The sequence below is a fragment of the Arthrobacter sp. V1I7 genome (assembly GCF_030817015.1).
Taxonomy (GTDB): Bacteria; Actinomycetota; Actinomycetes; order Actinomycetales; family Micrococcaceae; genus Arthrobacter.
The window spans coordinates 1,570,396-1,585,730 of record NZ_JAUSYS010000001.1; the positions used below are offsets into that span (position 1 = coordinate 1,570,396).

14 protein-coding genes, 2 tRNA genes and 1 pseudogene are annotated in these 15,335 nt (G+C 65.1%); 10 read left to right on the forward strand and 7 right to left on the reverse strand.

Annotated features, from left to right (window positions below; translation table 11 throughout):
- Positions 1 to 88 precede the first annotated feature (88 nt).
- Both QFZ69_RS07345 and QFZ69_RS07350 read left to right on the forward strand, forming a co-directional pair.
- Complete coding sequence (locus QFZ69_RS07345; protein ID WP_306916880.1) at positions 89 to 892, forward strand: HNH endonuclease family protein; 804 nt, start codon at positions 89 to 91, stop codon at positions 890 to 892.
- Between the two features lie 9 nt (positions 893 to 901).
- A complete protein-coding gene (locus QFZ69_RS07350; RefSeq protein ID WP_306916882.1) occupies positions 902 to 1,606 on the forward strand; it encodes an alpha/beta fold hydrolase in 705 nt (234 codons plus the stop codon).
- Between the two features lie 72 nt (positions 1,607 to 1,678).
- On the opposite strand, the pseudogene def reads toward QFZ69_RS07350, so the two are convergent.
- The 4 genes and pseudogenes from def to orn form a co-directional block, all read right to left on the reverse strand.
- A pseudogene (gene def / locus QFZ69_RS07355) lies at positions 1,679 to 2,252 on the reverse strand (peptide deformylase).
- Between the two features lie 44 nt (positions 2,253 to 2,296).
- Positions 2,297 to 3,451 carry an acyl-CoA dehydrogenase family protein gene (locus tag QFZ69_RS07360; protein ID WP_306916885.1) on the reverse strand — a complete coding sequence of 385 codons (1,155 nt, stop codon included), beginning with the start codon at positions 3,449 to 3,451 and terminating at the stop codon, positions 2,297 to 2,299.
- Between the two features lie 114 nt (positions 3,452 to 3,565).
- A tRNA-His gene (locus tag QFZ69_RS07365) sits at positions 3,566 to 3,638 on the reverse strand.
- A gap of 145 nt (positions 3,639 to 3,783) precedes the next feature.
- Positions 3,784 to 4,410 carry an oligoribonuclease gene (gene orn / locus QFZ69_RS07370; RefSeq protein ID WP_306916887.1) on the reverse strand — a complete coding sequence of 209 codons (627 nt, stop codon included), beginning with the start codon at positions 4,408 to 4,410 and terminating at the stop codon, positions 3,784 to 3,786.
- 159 nt (positions 4,411 to 4,569) lie between these two features.
- Between orn and mptB the strand changes: the two genes are divergently transcribed.
- Positions 4,570 to 6,126, forward strand: a complete 1,557-nt coding sequence (mptB, locus tag QFZ69_RS07375; RefSeq protein WP_306916888.1) for a polyprenol phosphomannose-dependent alpha 1,6 mannosyltransferase MptB — start codon at positions 4,570 to 4,572, stop codon at positions 6,124 to 6,126.
- A gap of 15 nt (positions 6,127 to 6,141) precedes the next feature.
- Here the strand turns inward: mptB and QFZ69_RS07380 are convergent, their stop codons facing one another.
- Positions 6,142 to 6,606, reverse strand: a complete 465-nt coding sequence (locus tag QFZ69_RS07380) for a DNA alkylation repair protein (RefSeq protein WP_306916889.1) — start codon at positions 6,604 to 6,606, stop codon at positions 6,142 to 6,144.
- A 44-nt stretch (positions 6,607 to 6,650) separates the two neighbouring features.
- Between QFZ69_RS07380 and map the strand changes: the two genes are divergently transcribed.
- From map to QFZ69_RS07400, 4 genes are all read left to right on the forward strand, one after another.
- Entirely contained in the window at positions 6,651 to 7,418 is a 768-nt protein-coding gene (gene map, locus QFZ69_RS07385) for a type I methionyl aminopeptidase (protein WP_306916891.1), read from the forward strand.
- Between the two features lie 155 nt (positions 7,419 to 7,573).
- Positions 7,574 to 8,569 (forward strand): magnesium and cobalt transport protein CorA, encoded by a 996-nt coding sequence (locus QFZ69_RS07390; protein ID WP_306916893.1) that lies wholly within the window; start codon positions 7,574 to 7,576, stop codon positions 8,567 to 8,569.
- 589 nt (positions 8,570 to 9,158) lie between these two features.
- Positions 9,159 to 9,575 carry a hypothetical protein gene (locus QFZ69_RS07395; protein WP_306916894.1) on the forward strand — a complete coding sequence of 139 codons (417 nt, stop codon included), beginning with the start codon at positions 9,159 to 9,161 and terminating at the stop codon, positions 9,573 to 9,575.
- Between the two features lie 4 nt (positions 9,576 to 9,579).
- Positions 9,580 to 9,723: a hypothetical protein gene (locus QFZ69_RS07400; protein ID WP_307000005.1), complete on the forward strand. Its 144-nt coding sequence runs from the start codon at positions 9,580 to 9,582 to the stop codon at positions 9,721 to 9,723.
- A 711-nt stretch (positions 9,724 to 10,434) separates the two neighbouring features.
- On the opposite strand, the gene QFZ69_RS07405 is transcribed toward QFZ69_RS07400, so the two are convergent.
- Together QFZ69_RS07405 and QFZ69_RS07410 are read right to left on the reverse strand one after the other, a co-directional pair.
- Complete coding sequence (locus QFZ69_RS07405; RefSeq protein ID WP_306916896.1) at positions 10,435 to 11,637, reverse strand: BNR repeat-containing protein; 1,203 nt, start codon at positions 11,635 to 11,637, stop codon at positions 10,435 to 10,437.
- Positions 11,638 to 12,080: 443 nt separating this feature from the next.
- A tRNA-Arg gene (locus QFZ69_RS07410) sits at positions 12,081 to 12,153 on the reverse strand.
- A gap of 236 nt (positions 12,154 to 12,389) precedes the next feature.
- On the opposite strand from QFZ69_RS07410, the gene QFZ69_RS07415 reads away from it, so the two are divergent.
- From QFZ69_RS07415 to ettA, 3 genes are all read left to right on the forward strand, one after another.
- A complete protein-coding gene (locus QFZ69_RS07415; RefSeq protein WP_306916898.1) occupies positions 12,390 to 12,926 on the forward strand; it encodes a single-stranded DNA-binding protein in 537 nt (178 codons plus the stop codon).
- A 134-nt stretch (positions 12,927 to 13,060) separates the two neighbouring features.
- Complete coding sequence (locus QFZ69_RS07420; RefSeq protein WP_306916900.1) at positions 13,061 to 13,552, forward strand: hypothetical protein; 492 nt, start codon at positions 13,061 to 13,063, stop codon at positions 13,550 to 13,552.
- Positions 13,553 to 13,590: 38 nt separating this feature from the next.
- The gene (gene ettA, locus QFZ69_RS07425) at positions 13,591 to 15,273 is read left to right on the forward strand and encodes an energy-dependent translational throttle protein EttA (RefSeq protein ID WP_306916902.1); all 1,683 of its coding nucleotides are present in this window, start codon (positions 13,591 to 13,593) and stop codon (positions 15,271 to 15,273) included.
- Positions 15,274 to 15,335 lie beyond the last annotated feature (62 nt).

Below are 15,335 nucleotides of genomic sequence, written 5' to 3' on the forward strand. Positions count from 1 at the left end.
ACAACCTCCGGAGCGTCGTACCCCTGCCCTAGGCTTCAGGCATGCAGTTAGAAATCCCCGCTTTGAAGCGCCGCGGCCGGGTTCGGTCGTGACAGTCACGTGGGCGGAGTTCCGCCGGGCGCGCCGTCGTTCGCGCCTGGCCTGGGGAATCCTGGCCGTAGCGGCCTTCCTTGTGCTCGGAGGACTGGGCTGGTTCTTCGCGATCGGCCAGTTCACCGCCTTCGCGCCGCCGGCGGACGGACCCCGTGAGGCGCCGGTCCTCGCCCAGGACTGGATGAAGGCCGTCCCGTCCATCCGCGTGGTCCCTCCCGTAGCTGCGGTTGCCTTGCTGGACACGCTGACGGTCAAGGGCCGGGCGGCGAGCGGGAACTATGACCGCAAAGCCTTCGGCCAGGCGTGGCTGGATGTGGACCGCAACGGCTGCGATACCCGCAACGACATACTCCGCCGCGACCTTGCAGACGCAGTCTTCACCGAGGCCTCCAACTGCCGGGTGGCCAGCGGATCCTTCCGGGAGCCCTACACCGGGCAGCTGATCACCTTCCGCCGGGGCGCCGAGACCAGCAAAGCCGTACAGATCGATCACGTCGTGGCGCTCGGAGACGCCTGGCAGAAAGGCGCGCAACAGCTGACAGCCCAGCAGCGCGAGCACCTGGCGAACGACCCGCTGAACCTCATCGCCGTGGACGGGCCGGCGAACCAGGACAAGAGCGCGTCCGACGCCGCCACCTGGCTCCCGCCGAACACGAACTTCCGCTGCCACTATGTCGCCCGGCAGATCTCGATCAAGGCCGCCTACCGGCTGTGGGTCACGCCTGCGGAGAAGGACGCGATGAAACGGATACTGGCATCCTGCCCGCACCAGCAGACGATTGTCCCGCACGGCAGGTAGGGTACCGGCATGGACATCATCCTGGTACCCGGATTCTGGTTGGACGCCTCCTCATGGGAGGAGGTCACCCCGCCGCTCGTTGCGGCCGGACATACGGTCCATCCGCTCACCCTGCCGGGCCTGGAGTCAGCCGACGCGCCGCGCGCCGACATCGGCCTGCGCACGCACATCGACGCCGTTGTAACCAAGATCGATTCCTTCGACGCCCCGGTGGTCCTCGTTGGTCATTCAGGCGGGGGAGCCATTATCCATGGCGCCGTCGACGCCCGTCCGGACCGGGTGGCCCGGGCAATCTACGTGGACAGCGGCCCGCTCGGCGAGGGCGGCGTGATCAACGATGAACTCCCCGCAGACGGCGACGACGTGCCGCTGCCCCCGTGGGAGCTCTTCGACGACGAGGACCTCCTGGATCTGAGCGAGGAACTCCGGGCCAAGTTCCGGGCCCGCGCGGTCCCGCAGCCAAAAGGTGTGGCCCAGGACCGGCAGCACCTGACGGACGAGCGCCGCTATGAGGTCCCTGCTACCGTGATCGCCTGCGAGTTCCCGTCCTCGATGCTGAGCCAGATGATTGAGTCCGGCCACCCGTATGTGGCCGAACTAGGACGGATCCGCGACGTCGAATATGTTGACCTGCCCACCGGCCACTGGCCCCAGTTCACCAAGCCGGCCGAGCTTGGCGCCGCGATCCGGACCGCCGTCGGCCGCGCTTCCTGAACGGTCGCGGCTCAACACCCTTGCCGCGGCTCAGACCGTCAGCCGCGGCCGTTACGGCAGTCGGCCGTTGCGTCAGTGCCCGAACGGGTCCGGGTCCACGCCCGGCATCCAGGTCAGCCCGGGGACGCCCCAGCCGCTTTTCTTGGCCTCCTTCATGGCCTTGCGGGCGTACCGGTCGATCAGCCGGTTGACGTAGAGCTTGCCATCGAGGTGGTCGTATTCGTGCTGGATCACCCGGGCGAACCACCCGGTCGCCTCGAAGTCGAGGGGGTTCCCGTCGCCGTCGAAGCCCTGCACCCGGGCCCACTCGGCGCGCTTGAGCGGGTACTGCCCGCCCGGGAAGGACAGGCAGCCTTCCTCTTCCTCGTCCGGGTCCGGCAGTGCGCCGGACACCTTGGAGAGGGTCAGCACCGGGTTGACGACGACGCCGGACGCCGGAGCGCCGTCGTCGTTGGCGTACTTGTAGACGAAGAGCCGCTTGCCCAACCCCGACCTGGGGTGCGGCCAGGCCGACGCCGTTGGCGGCATCGTTGGTCTCGAACATGTCCGCGATCAGGGCGCGGAGCTCGTCGTCGAAAACCTCCACTTCCGCCGCCCGGCGGTGCAGTACGGGCTCGCCCCAGATCGTGATTGGCAGAACGGTCATTTCAGCTGTTTCCTCGAATGCTTCTTGGCGGTGCTTGGGAGCGCTCAGCCGGCGATGGTGCGGCCGACGACGTCGCGCATGATTTCGTTGGTGCCGCCGAAAATCGTCAGCAGCCGGGCCGCGAGAAAGGCCTGGGCTACGGGGTACTCCAGGATGTAGCCGTAGCCGCCGTGCAGCTGGAGGCAGCGGTCGGTGATGGACTTGGCGCGCTCGGAGGCCCACAGTTTGGCGCGGGCGGCGGCGGCGGCGTCGAGCTCGCCGGCGTTGAAGGCCAGAATCGCCTGGTCCACGTAGGCTTCGGTGACCTCGACCTCGGTGAGGATGTCGGCGAGCTCAAAGCGGCTGTTCTGGAAGTCGATGATCCGTTCGCCGAAGGCGTTGCGTTCCTTCGTGTAGCGGACCGTTGCCTCGTAGATGGCGCGGACGACGGCGGAGCTTGCGGTGGCGATGGCGAGCCGGCCCTGGGGGAGCTGTTCGGCGGCGTACTGCAGGCCCTTGCCCTCTTCGCCGACCAGGTCGGCGTGCGGGACGGGGACGTTGTCGAAGAACAGTTCGGCCGTGTCCGAGGCCTTGAGGCCCATCTTGTCCAGCTGCTTGCCGGTGTTGTATCCCTCGCCCTTGCGGACCAGAAAGAGGGAGAAGGAGTCCTGCTTTCCCCGCCCGGTGCTGCCGTCGGTCCGGGCCAGGACCAGGGATGCATCGCCGGAGACGCCGTTTCCGATGAAAGTCTTCTGTCCGCTGATCAGCCAGCCGTCGCCGTCGCGCACTGCTTTGGTGCGGATGCCGCGCAGATCCGAGCCGGCACCGGGCTCGGTCCAGGCGATTGAGGTCACAATCTCGCCGGACACCATGCCCGGCAGCCAGCGGCCCTTGAGGTCATCGGAGCCGTAGGCCAGCAGGTGGGGAAGGACCATGTCGTCGTGCAGGTGGAAGGCGAGGCCCACCGCGAGGTGGTTGCCCTTGGCGAACTCCTCGTCCAGCACCGCCCGGAAGCGGTAGTCGTCCATGCCCAGCCCGCCGAACTCTTCCGGCACCGCCAGGCCCAGCAGGCCCTGCTCGCCCGCCGCCGTCCACAGCTCCCGGGACATAATGTGATCCTTGTCCCACTGGGCGTAATGCGGTGCGACGGCCCGCGCATTGAACTCGGCAGCCATCTCACGGAACATCTCGTGGTCTTCTTCAAAGAGCGTGCGCTTCATTGCAGTCCTTCCGGTGACAGGTCCTTGGACGACGCTGGACAGACAACAAAGGCCGCACCGGATATCCGGTACGGCCTTCGTCTAAGGTCGGACAATTATGCCGTCCTTTATGAGGGTGAGCGACGGGGGTTGAACCCGCGACCTCCTGGACCACAACCAGGCGCTCTGCCAACTGAGCTACGCCCACCATGTGCCCCGCCAGGCCCTCCGGACGAACCGGCTGGCTGAAAAGGCAACGACAAATAGCTTACCTGCTGTTCGGGGCAGCTTTCGCCACTTTTCGGGTTTTCGGTGAAAAATTCCGCAAAACGTGGCGCAGATTACCCCGGTGGCTACCCCGCAGGGGCTGCCTCCGGCGTCTCCATGACCTTCCTGGCGATCTGCTGCGCCGTGGCGCTGTCCGGTCCGGGCGCCGGCACGAAGACGGCCTCCCGGTAGTAGCGCAGTTCGTCGATGGAATCCTTGATGTCACCGAGGGCGCGGTGGCCGCCAAGCTTGGCGGGGGACTGGAAGTAGGCCCGCGCGAACCAGCGCCGGGACAGCTCTTTGATGGTGCTCACGTCGATGACCCGGTAGTGCAGATGTTCCACCAGTTCCGGCATGTCCCGGACCAGGAAGACGCGGTCGGTTCCCACCGAGTTACCGCCCAGCGGCGCTTTCTTGGGGTCCGGCACCCACTTCTTGATGTACGCCAGCACGGTGGCCTGGGCCTCTTCCATGGTCTTGCCGTGCGGCAGCTCCGCCAGCAACCCGGACCGGGTATGCATGTCGCGCACGAAATCGCCCATCTGGGCCAGCGCGGCGTCGTCCGGCTTGATGACGACGTCGACGCCCTCGCCCAGGATGTTGAGCTCGGAGTCGGTCACCAGGGCGGCCACCTCGATGAGGGCATCGTTCTTGGTGTCCAGGCCGGTCATTTCGCAGTCGATCCAGACGATGCGTTCGTTAGTTATAGGCACGCGCCCAGCCTACCGTTTCGTCGTCCCAGAGCCGTCCGATGCTAGGATTTCGGGTACGCGGCCGTCGAAGTTTTTCGCCATCGCGGCGTGCCCCGGGGCCGGGCCACCCGGCCGGTTGCGGGCGGATACGAGCCCCACGACAGATTGGACGATCCTGAGATGACGGCGCCTGTACCTGCGACGGGGGATACGGTCGAAGGTACGTCCTCCTCGGCAGTTCTGGCTGATGTGGACAACGCCCGTTCCCCGCTGCTGGCGGGGTTCATTGGATCAATGTTCATGGCGATTGGCTCGCTCGGCGTCGGCTGGCTCGCGCCGGCGTCCGAACTCCGCAGGGTCCCGGTGTTTATCTGGATGCGCACCGAAGCCTTTGGCGTCGGCCTCTGCATCGTACTTCTCGCTGTCGGCGGCATGCTGCTGGTCCGTTCCTGGCTGCGGCTGGGCCAGCGCGTGCGCGTCTGGGGCGCCGAGGCCCGCAAGGCGACGCTCCAGGCGGTGGTGGTCTGGGGGCTGCCGCTGATGTTCTCCGTCCCGCTGTTCAGCCGGGACGTCTATGCCTACATCGGCCAGGGCCGCCTGATGGTGGAAGGCTTCAACCCCTACGAAAACGGCATCTCAGCGCTGTCCAACTACTTCCAGCTCGGGGCCGACAAGATGTGGACCGAGGCTCCCGTTCCCTACGGCCAGCTCTTCCTGTGGATCGAGCAATTCGTTGTCTGGTCCACGAACGTGCATCCGGAAGGCAGCATCATGCTGTTCCGGCTCGCCGCGCTGGTCGGCATCATCCTGTGCGTGATCTACGTCCCCAGACTTGCCGAGCTTCATGGCGTCAATCCGCACCGCGCGCTGTGGCTGACGGCGGCCAACCCGCTGTTCCTCACCAATTTCATCGCCAGCGTCCACAACGATGCGCTGATGATCGGGCTGGCCCTGGCCGGCCTGTATTACTGCGCCACCCGCCGGATGATCCTCGGGCTGGTGCTCGTCACCCTGTCCATCTCGGTCAAGCCGATCACGATCGTGTTCCTGCCGTTTATCGGCCTGCTCTGGGCCGGCAAGAACGCCGGCTGGCCCCGCAAATTTGTCTACTGGGCGCTCACGGCCGGGATCAGCCTGGCGCTGCTTTACGCGATGAGCCTGGTCAACGGCTTCGGCTTCGGCTGGATCAACGGTCTCTCCGCCCCGGGCAGCATCTGGATCTGGTACGCCCCGGTCGGCCTGCTCGGCCTCGTCGTCGCCTCGATCTCGAATGCCTTCGGACTGGACGGCTGGGGGCTCGCCAAGTGGGTGTACGACGCCGGCAAGCTGCTTGCGGTCGGGATCATCGGCTGGCAGATCTTCCGCGGGGACCACGACCGCCTGATGCGCCGCCTGACGCTGGCGTTCGCCGCCGTCGTCGTCCTGGCCCCGATGATCCAGTCCTGGTACGTCGTCTGGCTGATTCCGCTGTTTGCCGTCACCGGCATCCGCGATGACTGGCAGGCCAAGGCGCTGTACTTCATCGTCTCCTTCTTCATGGTGTATGCGATCTCGGACCAGCTGGAAGTCTTCCCCTACCTGCAGACGGCTGACCTCGGCCTGGCGCTGGCGCTGGCCCGCAACGCGGCGGCAATCATTGCGCTGCTGTTCGCCCTGTACCTGATCTTCCTCGACCCGAAGACCAAGCTGTTGTTCAGCAAGCCGGAGGAGCCGGTCACCGTCAGGCCGGTTATCTAGATCCGCAGGCCGGACTCAGCGCGGCAGTTTCCGGAGTGCTTCCGCGATTGAAAGCGGGCTGAGCCCGGCGCGGTGCCGTTCCACGAAGCCGCGGACCCAGTCCGGATCCGTGGCGGAAAAGTCCCGCAACGCCCAGCCGATCGCCTTCCGGATGAAGAACTCCCGATCGGCAAGATTGGCCTCGATGACGTCCCCGAGCAGGGCTGTGTCCGTGGCGGACTTCGCGCCGAGCTGCGCCGTGATCGAGGCCCGCCGGATCCAGAAGTCACCGTCCGTGCTCCAGCGGCGCAGCACCGCGGCCATCTCCGGCCGGTGGGCCTGCAGCAGTCCGCGGAGCCGGTGCCGGCGGACCGCCGGAACCCGCACGCCCAGCGAAGACATCTCCGATTTCAGGTACGCCTGCGCTCCACCGGCCCGGACAGGATCGGCCGCGGCCCGCAGCTCGGAACGGATAGCGGCGATCAGTTCAGCGTTGGCCATGAGGCAACTTTAGCCACGGCCCGGGTGGCTCTAGAGTGGGAACCATGTCGATGATCAAGACTCCAGCCGAAATTGCCCTGATGCGCGAGGCTGGCAGGGTGGTAGCGAACACCCTTGCGAAGGTCCGTGATGCCGCCGCGATCGGGGTTTCCCTGAAGGAACTGGACACCGTGGCCGCGGCATCGATCGCCGACGCCGGCGCGACCCCGGCCTTCCTGAACTACAAGCCGCGCTGGGCGTCCGTGCCGTTCCCCGGGGTCATCTGCACGAGCGTCAATGACGCCGTGGTGCATGGCATCCCCAACGACTACCGGCTCCAGGACGGCGACCTGCTGAGCGTCGACTGCGGCGCATTCCTCGACGGCTGGTGCGGCGACGCGGCCATCAGCTTCATTGTGGGGACGCCGGACCCGGTGGACCAGGAGCTGATTGACGCCACCGACGCCGCCCTGGCCCGGGGCATCGACGCCGCCCGGATCGGGAACAAGATGGGCGACCTGGGCTACGCGATCGGCGGGGCGTCGCGCCGCGCCGGCTACGGCCTCCTGGCGGACCACGGCGGCCACGGGATCGGCAAAACCATGCACGCCGAGCCGCACGTCCCCAATGACGGCAGGCCGGGCCGCGGCATCAAGCTGACCGTGGGGCTGGTCATCGCGATCGAGCCGATGCTGATCCTCGGGGGCAATGATGACTATTTCCACGACGACGACGAATGGACCCTCCGCTCGGCCAACGGCCGCCGCGCGGCGCACAGCGAGCACACCGTGGCGGTCACGGCGGGCGGTCCGGTCATCCTGACCCTGCCCTAGGAGGGGTAACGGAGGTACTGGCCCCGCGGCCGCCGGGGGACGGCCGTCGGCGCACCGGGCCGCCTGCCCGGTACCCGATCCTGCCCCTGTTGGCACTGCCGATGCTGCGGTATAACGTCGCTGCCAAGGGGATTTCCGACGGAGGAGGTGCGGCCGTGACCATTATCGACAACGCCGTCTACGTGGACGGTCACCGGACCGCTGACCCGGAAGGTCTGGACGAGACGTACTTTGTCCTGCGGCAACGCCAGGGCATGGCCTGGATCGGGCTCTACCGGCCGGATGCGAAGGAGCTTCGCTCGGTGGCGGAAGAGTTCGACCTCAACCATCTGGCCGTCGAGGATGCACTCGCCGGCCACCAGCGTGCGAAGTTGGAGCATTACGGCGGGACACTGTTTCTGGTGCTGCGCCCGGCCCGCTATCTGGACGATCTGGAAAAGGTCGAGTTCGGAGAGATCCACGTGTTCACCGGTTCGGATTTCGTCGTGACGGTCCGCCGCGCCGAGTCTCCCGACCTGGCCCGGGTCCGGCGGCGGATGGAATCCGACCCGGACTTCCTGGCACTCGGGCCGGATGCCGTGCTCTACGCGATTCTTGATCAGGTGGTTGACGAGTACGAGCCGGTGGCCGCCGGGCTGGAGAACGACATCGACGAAATCGAAGACGAGCTCTTTGCGGCTGACCCGGGCGTGTCCCGCCGGATCTACGAGCTGTCGCGGCAGGTCATCATGTTCCAGCGCGCGACGGCGCCACTGCCCGCAATCCTGCAGACCTTGATGGCGGAGTCGCGGAGCCGACACTCAGGGCCGGAGTTGCAGGACCACGTCCTGCGGCTCAGCGAACGGATCTCAGCCTTCCGCGCCCTGCTGCAGAATGCCCTTGCCGTCAACGCGGCGCTCGTAGCGCAGCGGCAGAACGACGAGATGCGGCTACTGACCGAATCCAGCTACGCCCAGAACGAGCAGATCAAGAGGATTTCCTCGTGGGCGGCGATCTTGTTTGCCCCGACGTTAATCGGCACGATCTACGGCATGAATTTCCGTTCAATGCCTGAACTCGACTGGGTCTTCGGTTACCCGATGGCATTGGGGCTGATGGCGGGGATGGGCCTGGCGCTGTTTTGGACGTTCAAGCTCAACAAGTGGATCTAGGGTTCCGGCCAGGCCTGCAGCGCCCGAGCAAGATTTAGGGTGCCCGCCGGTGGTGAGGTGCCGGCGGGCTATGAAGTTGTCTATTCAATTTGATGAACCGTGCAGCACGTCCATGGCCTCAACCGTTTTCTGCGCACGGAGCAGGCTGCCAGGAGATGGTCAGTTCGCGCTCACTCACTGCCAAATAAACCCGCAGCTTGCACCAATGAGGCTACTGGCTTGACCCTTGGAAAAGCTGGGGAGAGCGAAGTCGTGTCGTGCCCAGGCCAAGCCGACCACCACACACAAGCAGGTGCGCCCGGCGGCAGGAACATGGCCGGGGAACCGCATCCCAGCCGACCTCGGCCAGGAACTCCGGTGTGATCAGGCGCGAGTTCAACGGCCGGATGGCCCAACGGGTACGGGCCTGCCAGCGCGCCCATCGCGGCCTATTGTTCAGCCCACGCTTGGCGGTGGGCCGGGCGCCAACCCAAACTCCACCTGCTCGCCTCGACCAGTTCGACGGCCTGAAAAAACACCACGGGCACCAGTTCCATTGCCCTCCACGAGGACTACGATGTTGGCACGATCTTTGATACAGGAGGACCAAATGAGCGCCTCTGACGAACTCGCCGCCATCGAAGCACGGCTCATCGAGGACGAAAACGAATACGCGGGCGGGGTCGTCGACAAGAACGTCCGTGACCGGCGCTACCTTCTCGCCCTGGTGCTGAAACTACAAGCACGATTGGCAAGAGTGGAAGCGGTGGCATCCGACTTCGCGGAGCGGGGTGTGCGGATCGAAGAGCAGTTTGGCCGGGAGGGCGACGGCTCGAACCACACCATCCGGGCCGCTGGTCTGGGTGACGGGTACCGGGACGCTGCCAGGAGCATCAGTGCCGCCTTGGACCCGGCTATGAGTGAGCCAGACAGTGATGCCATGGCCACCGAGATCACAAGGCGCCAACCCGAGCACCAGCCTCAAAGGGGCGCCCCGGGTCTCCCGCCAGAGGCTTTGGCAGGATAACCGCATGAGCGGCATCAGCGAATTTCTCGTAGCCCGCATCAGAGGACGAAGTCGCGGCTTCGTCGGTGAAGGATGCCATCACCCAATCGCAGCTGGACCAGAAAATGCGCCCGGGCCGCTGCTCGCGCAGGCCGGGGTGGTGCGCTAGCTCTAGAAAACCACCAACACGAGCTCCACGTGGCGCCTGCATGCTGCGAAAATCGGAATGCTCTTGCCCCGCCTGGAGATCGGTTCTTACGATTAGCGATGGAGTGCGCACGCCGCGCCGCCCTGCGGCCTATCAGGCAAGGACCGTAACCATAGGCGATCTGTGGTTGACCTTCTTCAGCTTCCGCGGAGACGCCGGGCAGCTTGAGCTGGAAGCTTACATTTTCGGAATGATAACGATCAGCATTCCCGACGAGGAGTTTCCCGCCGCCGCGGTAAGCGAACCCCAGGACAAGTAAGCGGCCCCCGCACCAAAGCGCCCCCGCACCGTCTCGGGGCTGGTGCGGGGGCGTTCCGGTAGACCGTCCTGCCGCTATGGGGGTCGCAGCAGAACGTGCCAACCATAAGTGGGGTGAGATTTGCAAGTCAAGCCCCCGCGTTGACTCGTAGAAAACCTCCGCGTAGCCGGATACGTTGCCTCAATTGAAAACCTCCGCGTAGCGGCGTGGTTTCCGGCCGGGGCGGCGGATGGGGGTTATGCCCGTTTTCATGGAGCTAACGATGGTCCAGCGGCAGGCTGTGACGAAGAAGAAAGCCCTCGCCTACAAGAGCGCCGATCGTGCAGGGAGGTCCCGGATCCTAGGGCGTTGCGGCCCCTCCGCCCACCTGCGACTCCATACGTCTGATGGTGAGACTTGAGCAGCGGCGCGGTCTATTCCGCCTTGTACTCCAAAAGCAGCAGTGGTTCCGCAGCAGGAATGACCGCGCGTGGCTTGTCGCCGTTCAGCGATAGCGACCGCCATTGGAGGACAAAGACGCTGTTGCCGCTTTTTGCGGTGGATCGGTTGGTTTTCAATTTGGCGTTCGCGTCCGGGGGAGGCAGGGCCGGAGTGCCGATGAGCTGCGGTATCTCCGGGTTGTCGGAGATCGCGGACAGTGAACGCTCGTCCAGAGCAATCGTCCGTCCGCTGCCATTACAACCGTAATTGACCAGCAGGGTGCCGTTCACGGCGGGAGTTACCTGTCCAACCGAGAACGGAAAGCTCAGACTGCCTCCGCCGCTGATCGGGAAGACTCCGCTCCATTTGGTGATCTGGGACCGCTGCCAGTTCGCTGAGGCGTCTGGCCGGGTCGCAAAGAGTTGATTTCCTCCTGCGGAATCCAGCCGGGCGTAGGTGATCACTACGCGCTTCCCACTATCGAAACCGAGGCTTACCTTTCCGTTGACCAGCCCCGACCCGACCGGGGCTGGGTCGACTACCGCCGGGGTCGCCTCGGTCAACGGCAAAGATAGGGTGGCCCCCTGGGCATTCTCCCAATTCACGTAATCCTTGGTGCGGGCATAAGATAACGAATGGTTCGTCGAGACGTCCGGCGTATCGCGCCACATCCACACCATATGTAAATATCCGTCCGGTCCCAACACCGGAGTTGAGGTATATGCATTACTTTTCCCTTTGCCATCCAGTAGACCATGGGGGGTCACTAGGGACCATTGCCGGTCTGGGGCGACAAAGCGGTAAATATATTCATCGCCGTTGCCGCTGACCCCATGCCGGAACTTGAAAAACAACTCGCCCGTTGAGCTCGTCAGAAATTGTGGATACGTAACCGCTGATTCCAAGGACGGATCGACCAGCGTCGTAACCCTCGTGAGAGTCTTCACGATTCCGGGCGAAGACGTGACGTAGTAATTCAACTTTGTGGCGTGCATGTTTCCAGCCACGTGCAAGTTGCCGCTCGCGTCGAGCGCCATGGTTACATAGTTATGGCTATCCCAACCGATACTGGTGTCCAGAACCTGCGCGTCCCAAGCGCCGGTTGAACCAGCACGTGACGCTATAACGAGTCTGCGGTCGGCATCGTAGTAGCCGACGTACTGCCGGCTTTCCGTGACCAGGACTGCCTGCCCCACGGGATGGCCTGCCCATGTTGTTCCGACCGGACTGGTGGAGGAGTAGCGATAGACAGGCGCCGTAGCAGGATCAGGGGCATCGCCTGAACTCTGGCTGCATTTGAGCGGCGCTGGCGGAAACAGTTGGAACCGCCGGCGCCGGAATGCGGCTCTGTTCCATAGGGCCAGCGGCCATACCTGTCAGCGCGAGCGCTGACGCAAGGGCCGCCGCTACGCCACCTCTCTTCACGACCGAACCATAACATACAATGTTGTCTCGGAAAAGGAGCTGAGATTGGCTTCCAGTGGCCCCCCTCGTACGCTCCGGAAGTTCCGTCGGCATTCTGTCTGCCAATGATCTTGGGGAAATGATTCGGTGGTTAAACGGTCGATCAGGGGTTGCGAAGCTGAAAAAGGAAGAGGCGTTGACCTGCATTTGTACAGGTCAACGCCCCTTTTCCCTGTGCCCCAGGAGGGAATCGAACCCCCGACCGGCGGATTAGAAGGCCGCTGCTCTATCCCCTGAGCTACTGGGGCATTTCAGCGTCCGCCCGGTCTCTGCCGGGCTACGCCTCAAAAAGTTTACAGTGCCTTGCGTCCGAAAGTGGGCATGACAAGGTCGACCGTCTGTCCGGCATGGTCGGACTAGCCCCCAACAACCCCTCCGGGCCGTGGTTTTCCACATGGCGTCATTGGGTCCTCCCCGCGGGGCGACGCCTGTCCGAAGCTGGAAGTGCCAGCTTAGGCATGACATTTCGAGACAGGACAGAAGAATGAGTGACAACATCACGGTCCGTGGCTTCGTCGCCACGGAGATCAGAAGCTCGACGACGCCCGGGGGAGTGGCTACGGCGTCTTTCCGCCTGGGCTCCACCGAACGGCGTTTCGACCGCACCGCCAACGCCTGGGTCGACGGGAACACGAACTGGTTTACAGTCCAGGGCTACCGGCAGTTGGCGGGGAACATCGGCTGCAGCATCAAGAAGGGACAGCGCGTCATCGTCGTCGGCCGACTGAAGATGCGCAGCTGGGAAAAGGACGGCCGGGTCTATCACGTGGCGGAAATCGACGCCCAATCCGTCGGTCACGACCTCATGTGGGGCTCGGCGAACTTCATTCGCATGGCCGGCGCCGGCGGACCTGCAACCGCCGCACCCACGGCCGGCGATGACGAGCCCGACAGCCACGATCCAGATGAGGGTGCGGACGGGGACGGAGAAAACTCCCACACCACTTTCCTCGACGACGCGACCGGCGAAATGGAGGAGGTCGACGAGAAGACCGGTGAACTGAAGAAAGTCGCAGCCTGAGCCCGGTAGCCGCGTGGCAGAATTGCCGGGTGAAACGGGCGAGGACAGGGACGCGGGAGGGACAGAGCGGGAAGCCGCTCCGCATCGCTGAGATCCCCGGGGGTCGGCGCGATGCATTCCTTGGGATTCTGGCCTTGTCGCTGCTGCTAACGTTCGGGTGCTCGGCCGGCACTGGCGTCGGCGACAGCGGGATCGGTTCCGCGCCGCCGGACGCCGCACCGGCCCCGGCCCCAGTGGCGTCCACCCCGGATGCGCCAACCCCGGTGGCCAGTTCGGAGGAGTCCGCACCTGGCGCCGGTGAGACCGCCGCCGGTGAGCCCCCATCCGGCCAGGCTGTCGCCACTGCGAGGGCGAGCCTGGAAGTGGCCCTGCGTCGTGTTTTCGACGGCGCAAAGCCCAGCGCGGAACAAGTGCGGGGTGCTCTGGTCGCTGCAGGGTTCTCCGCCGGGGACGTTCAAGTCACGGCCGGCCGCACCCCCACGGGCCTGGAGGCCGACGCGGTCGAGGTCGGGGTGAACCAGGGCGGCGACTGCCTGGTCGCGCAGGTGCGGAGCGGCGCGGTGAGCGTCAGCGTCCTTCCGGTATTGGGGGACGGGCGGTGCCTGGTCGGTGCGGCGGTGCCGTGAATGTGAGTTATCCGGGCCAACCCACTAGATTTGTAGGCATGGCGGAATTTATCTACACAATGACCAAGGCCCGTAAGGCCGTTGGCGAAAAACTTATCCTCGACGACGTCAGCATGTCCTTTTTCCCTGGGGCAAAAATTGGCGTCGTTGGCCCGAATGGTGCCGGTAAATCCACCATTCTCAAGATCATGGCGGGCCTGGACACTCCCTCAAACGGAGAAGCCCGGCTCAGCCCCGGCTACACGGTCGGCATCCTGCTGCAGGAGCCGCCGCTGAACGAAGACAAGACCGTCCTCGGTAACGTCCAGGAAGGCGTCGGCGAGATCTACGCCAAGATCCAGCGCTTCAACGAGATCTCCGAGGAGATGGCCAGCCCCGACGCTGACTATGACGTGCTCCTCGAGGAAATGGGCCAGCTGCAGGAAGCGATCGACGCCGCCGACGCCTGGGACCTCGACTCCCAGCTCGAGCAGGCCATGGACGCCCTCCGCTGCCCGCCGGCCGACGCCGACGTCACGCTGCTCTCCGGCGGTGAGCGCCGCCGCGTCGCGCTCTGCAAGCTCCTGCTCCAGAAGCCGGACCTGCTGCTCCTCGACGAGCCCACTAACCACCTCGACGCCGAGAGCGTGCTGTGGCTCGAGCAGCACCTGTCCAGCTACGCCGGCGCGGTCCTCGCCGTCACCCACGACCGGTACTTCCTCGACCACGTGGCCGAGTGGATCGCCGAAGTGGACCGCGGACACCTCTACCCCTACGAGGGTAACTACTCCACCTACCTCGAGAAGAAGCGCGCGCGCCTGGAAGTCCAGGGCAAGAAGGACGCCAAGCAGGCCAAGCGCCTCACCGAGGAACTCGAGTGGGTCCGCTCCAACGCCAAGGGCCGCCAGACCAAGTCCAAAGCCCGCCTGGCGCGCTACGAGGAAATGGCCGCCGAGGCAGACCGGACCCGGAAGCTCGACTTCGAAGAGATCCAGATCCCGCCGGGCCCGCGCCTGGGCGGACTGGTGCTGGAAGCGAAGAACCTGCAGAAGGGCTTCGAGGACCGCACCCTGATCGACGGATTGTCCTTCACGCTGCCGCGTAACGGCATTGTGGGCGTCATCGGCCCCAACGGCGTCGGCAAGACCACCCTCTTCAAGACCATCGTCGGGCTGGAGCCCCTCGACGGCGGCGAGCTGAAGATCGGCGACTCCGTCAAGATCTCCTACGCCGACCAGAGCCGTGGCGGCATCGACCCGAACAAAACGCTGTGGGAGGTCGTCTCCGACGGGCTCGACTACATCCAGGTCGGCCACGTCGAAATGCCGTCCCGCGCCTACGTGGCCGCCTTCGGCTTCAAGGGCCCGGACCAGCAGAAGAAGGCCGGGGTGCTCTCCGGTGGTGAGCGCAACCGCCTGAACCTGGCCCTGACGCTCAAGCAGGGCGGCAACCTGCTGCTCCTCGATGAGCCCACTAACGACCTCGACGTCGAGACGCTCAGCAGCCTCGAGAACGCCCTGCTCGAATTCCCGGGCTGCGCCGTCGTGGTCTCGCACGACCGCTGGTTCCTGGACCGGGTGGCGACCCACATCCTCGCCTACGAAGGTGACGAGGAGAACCCCTCCAAGTGGTACTGGTTCGAGGGTAACTTCGAGTCGTACGAGGAGAATAAGGTCGAGCGCCTCGGCCCCGATGCGGCCAAGCCGCACCGCGTCACGCACCGGCGCCTCACCCGCGACTAGACTCCGCGAGGCCCGGCGAGCGAAATGGCCGGCTCCCCACCAGGGGAGCCGGCCATTTGCGT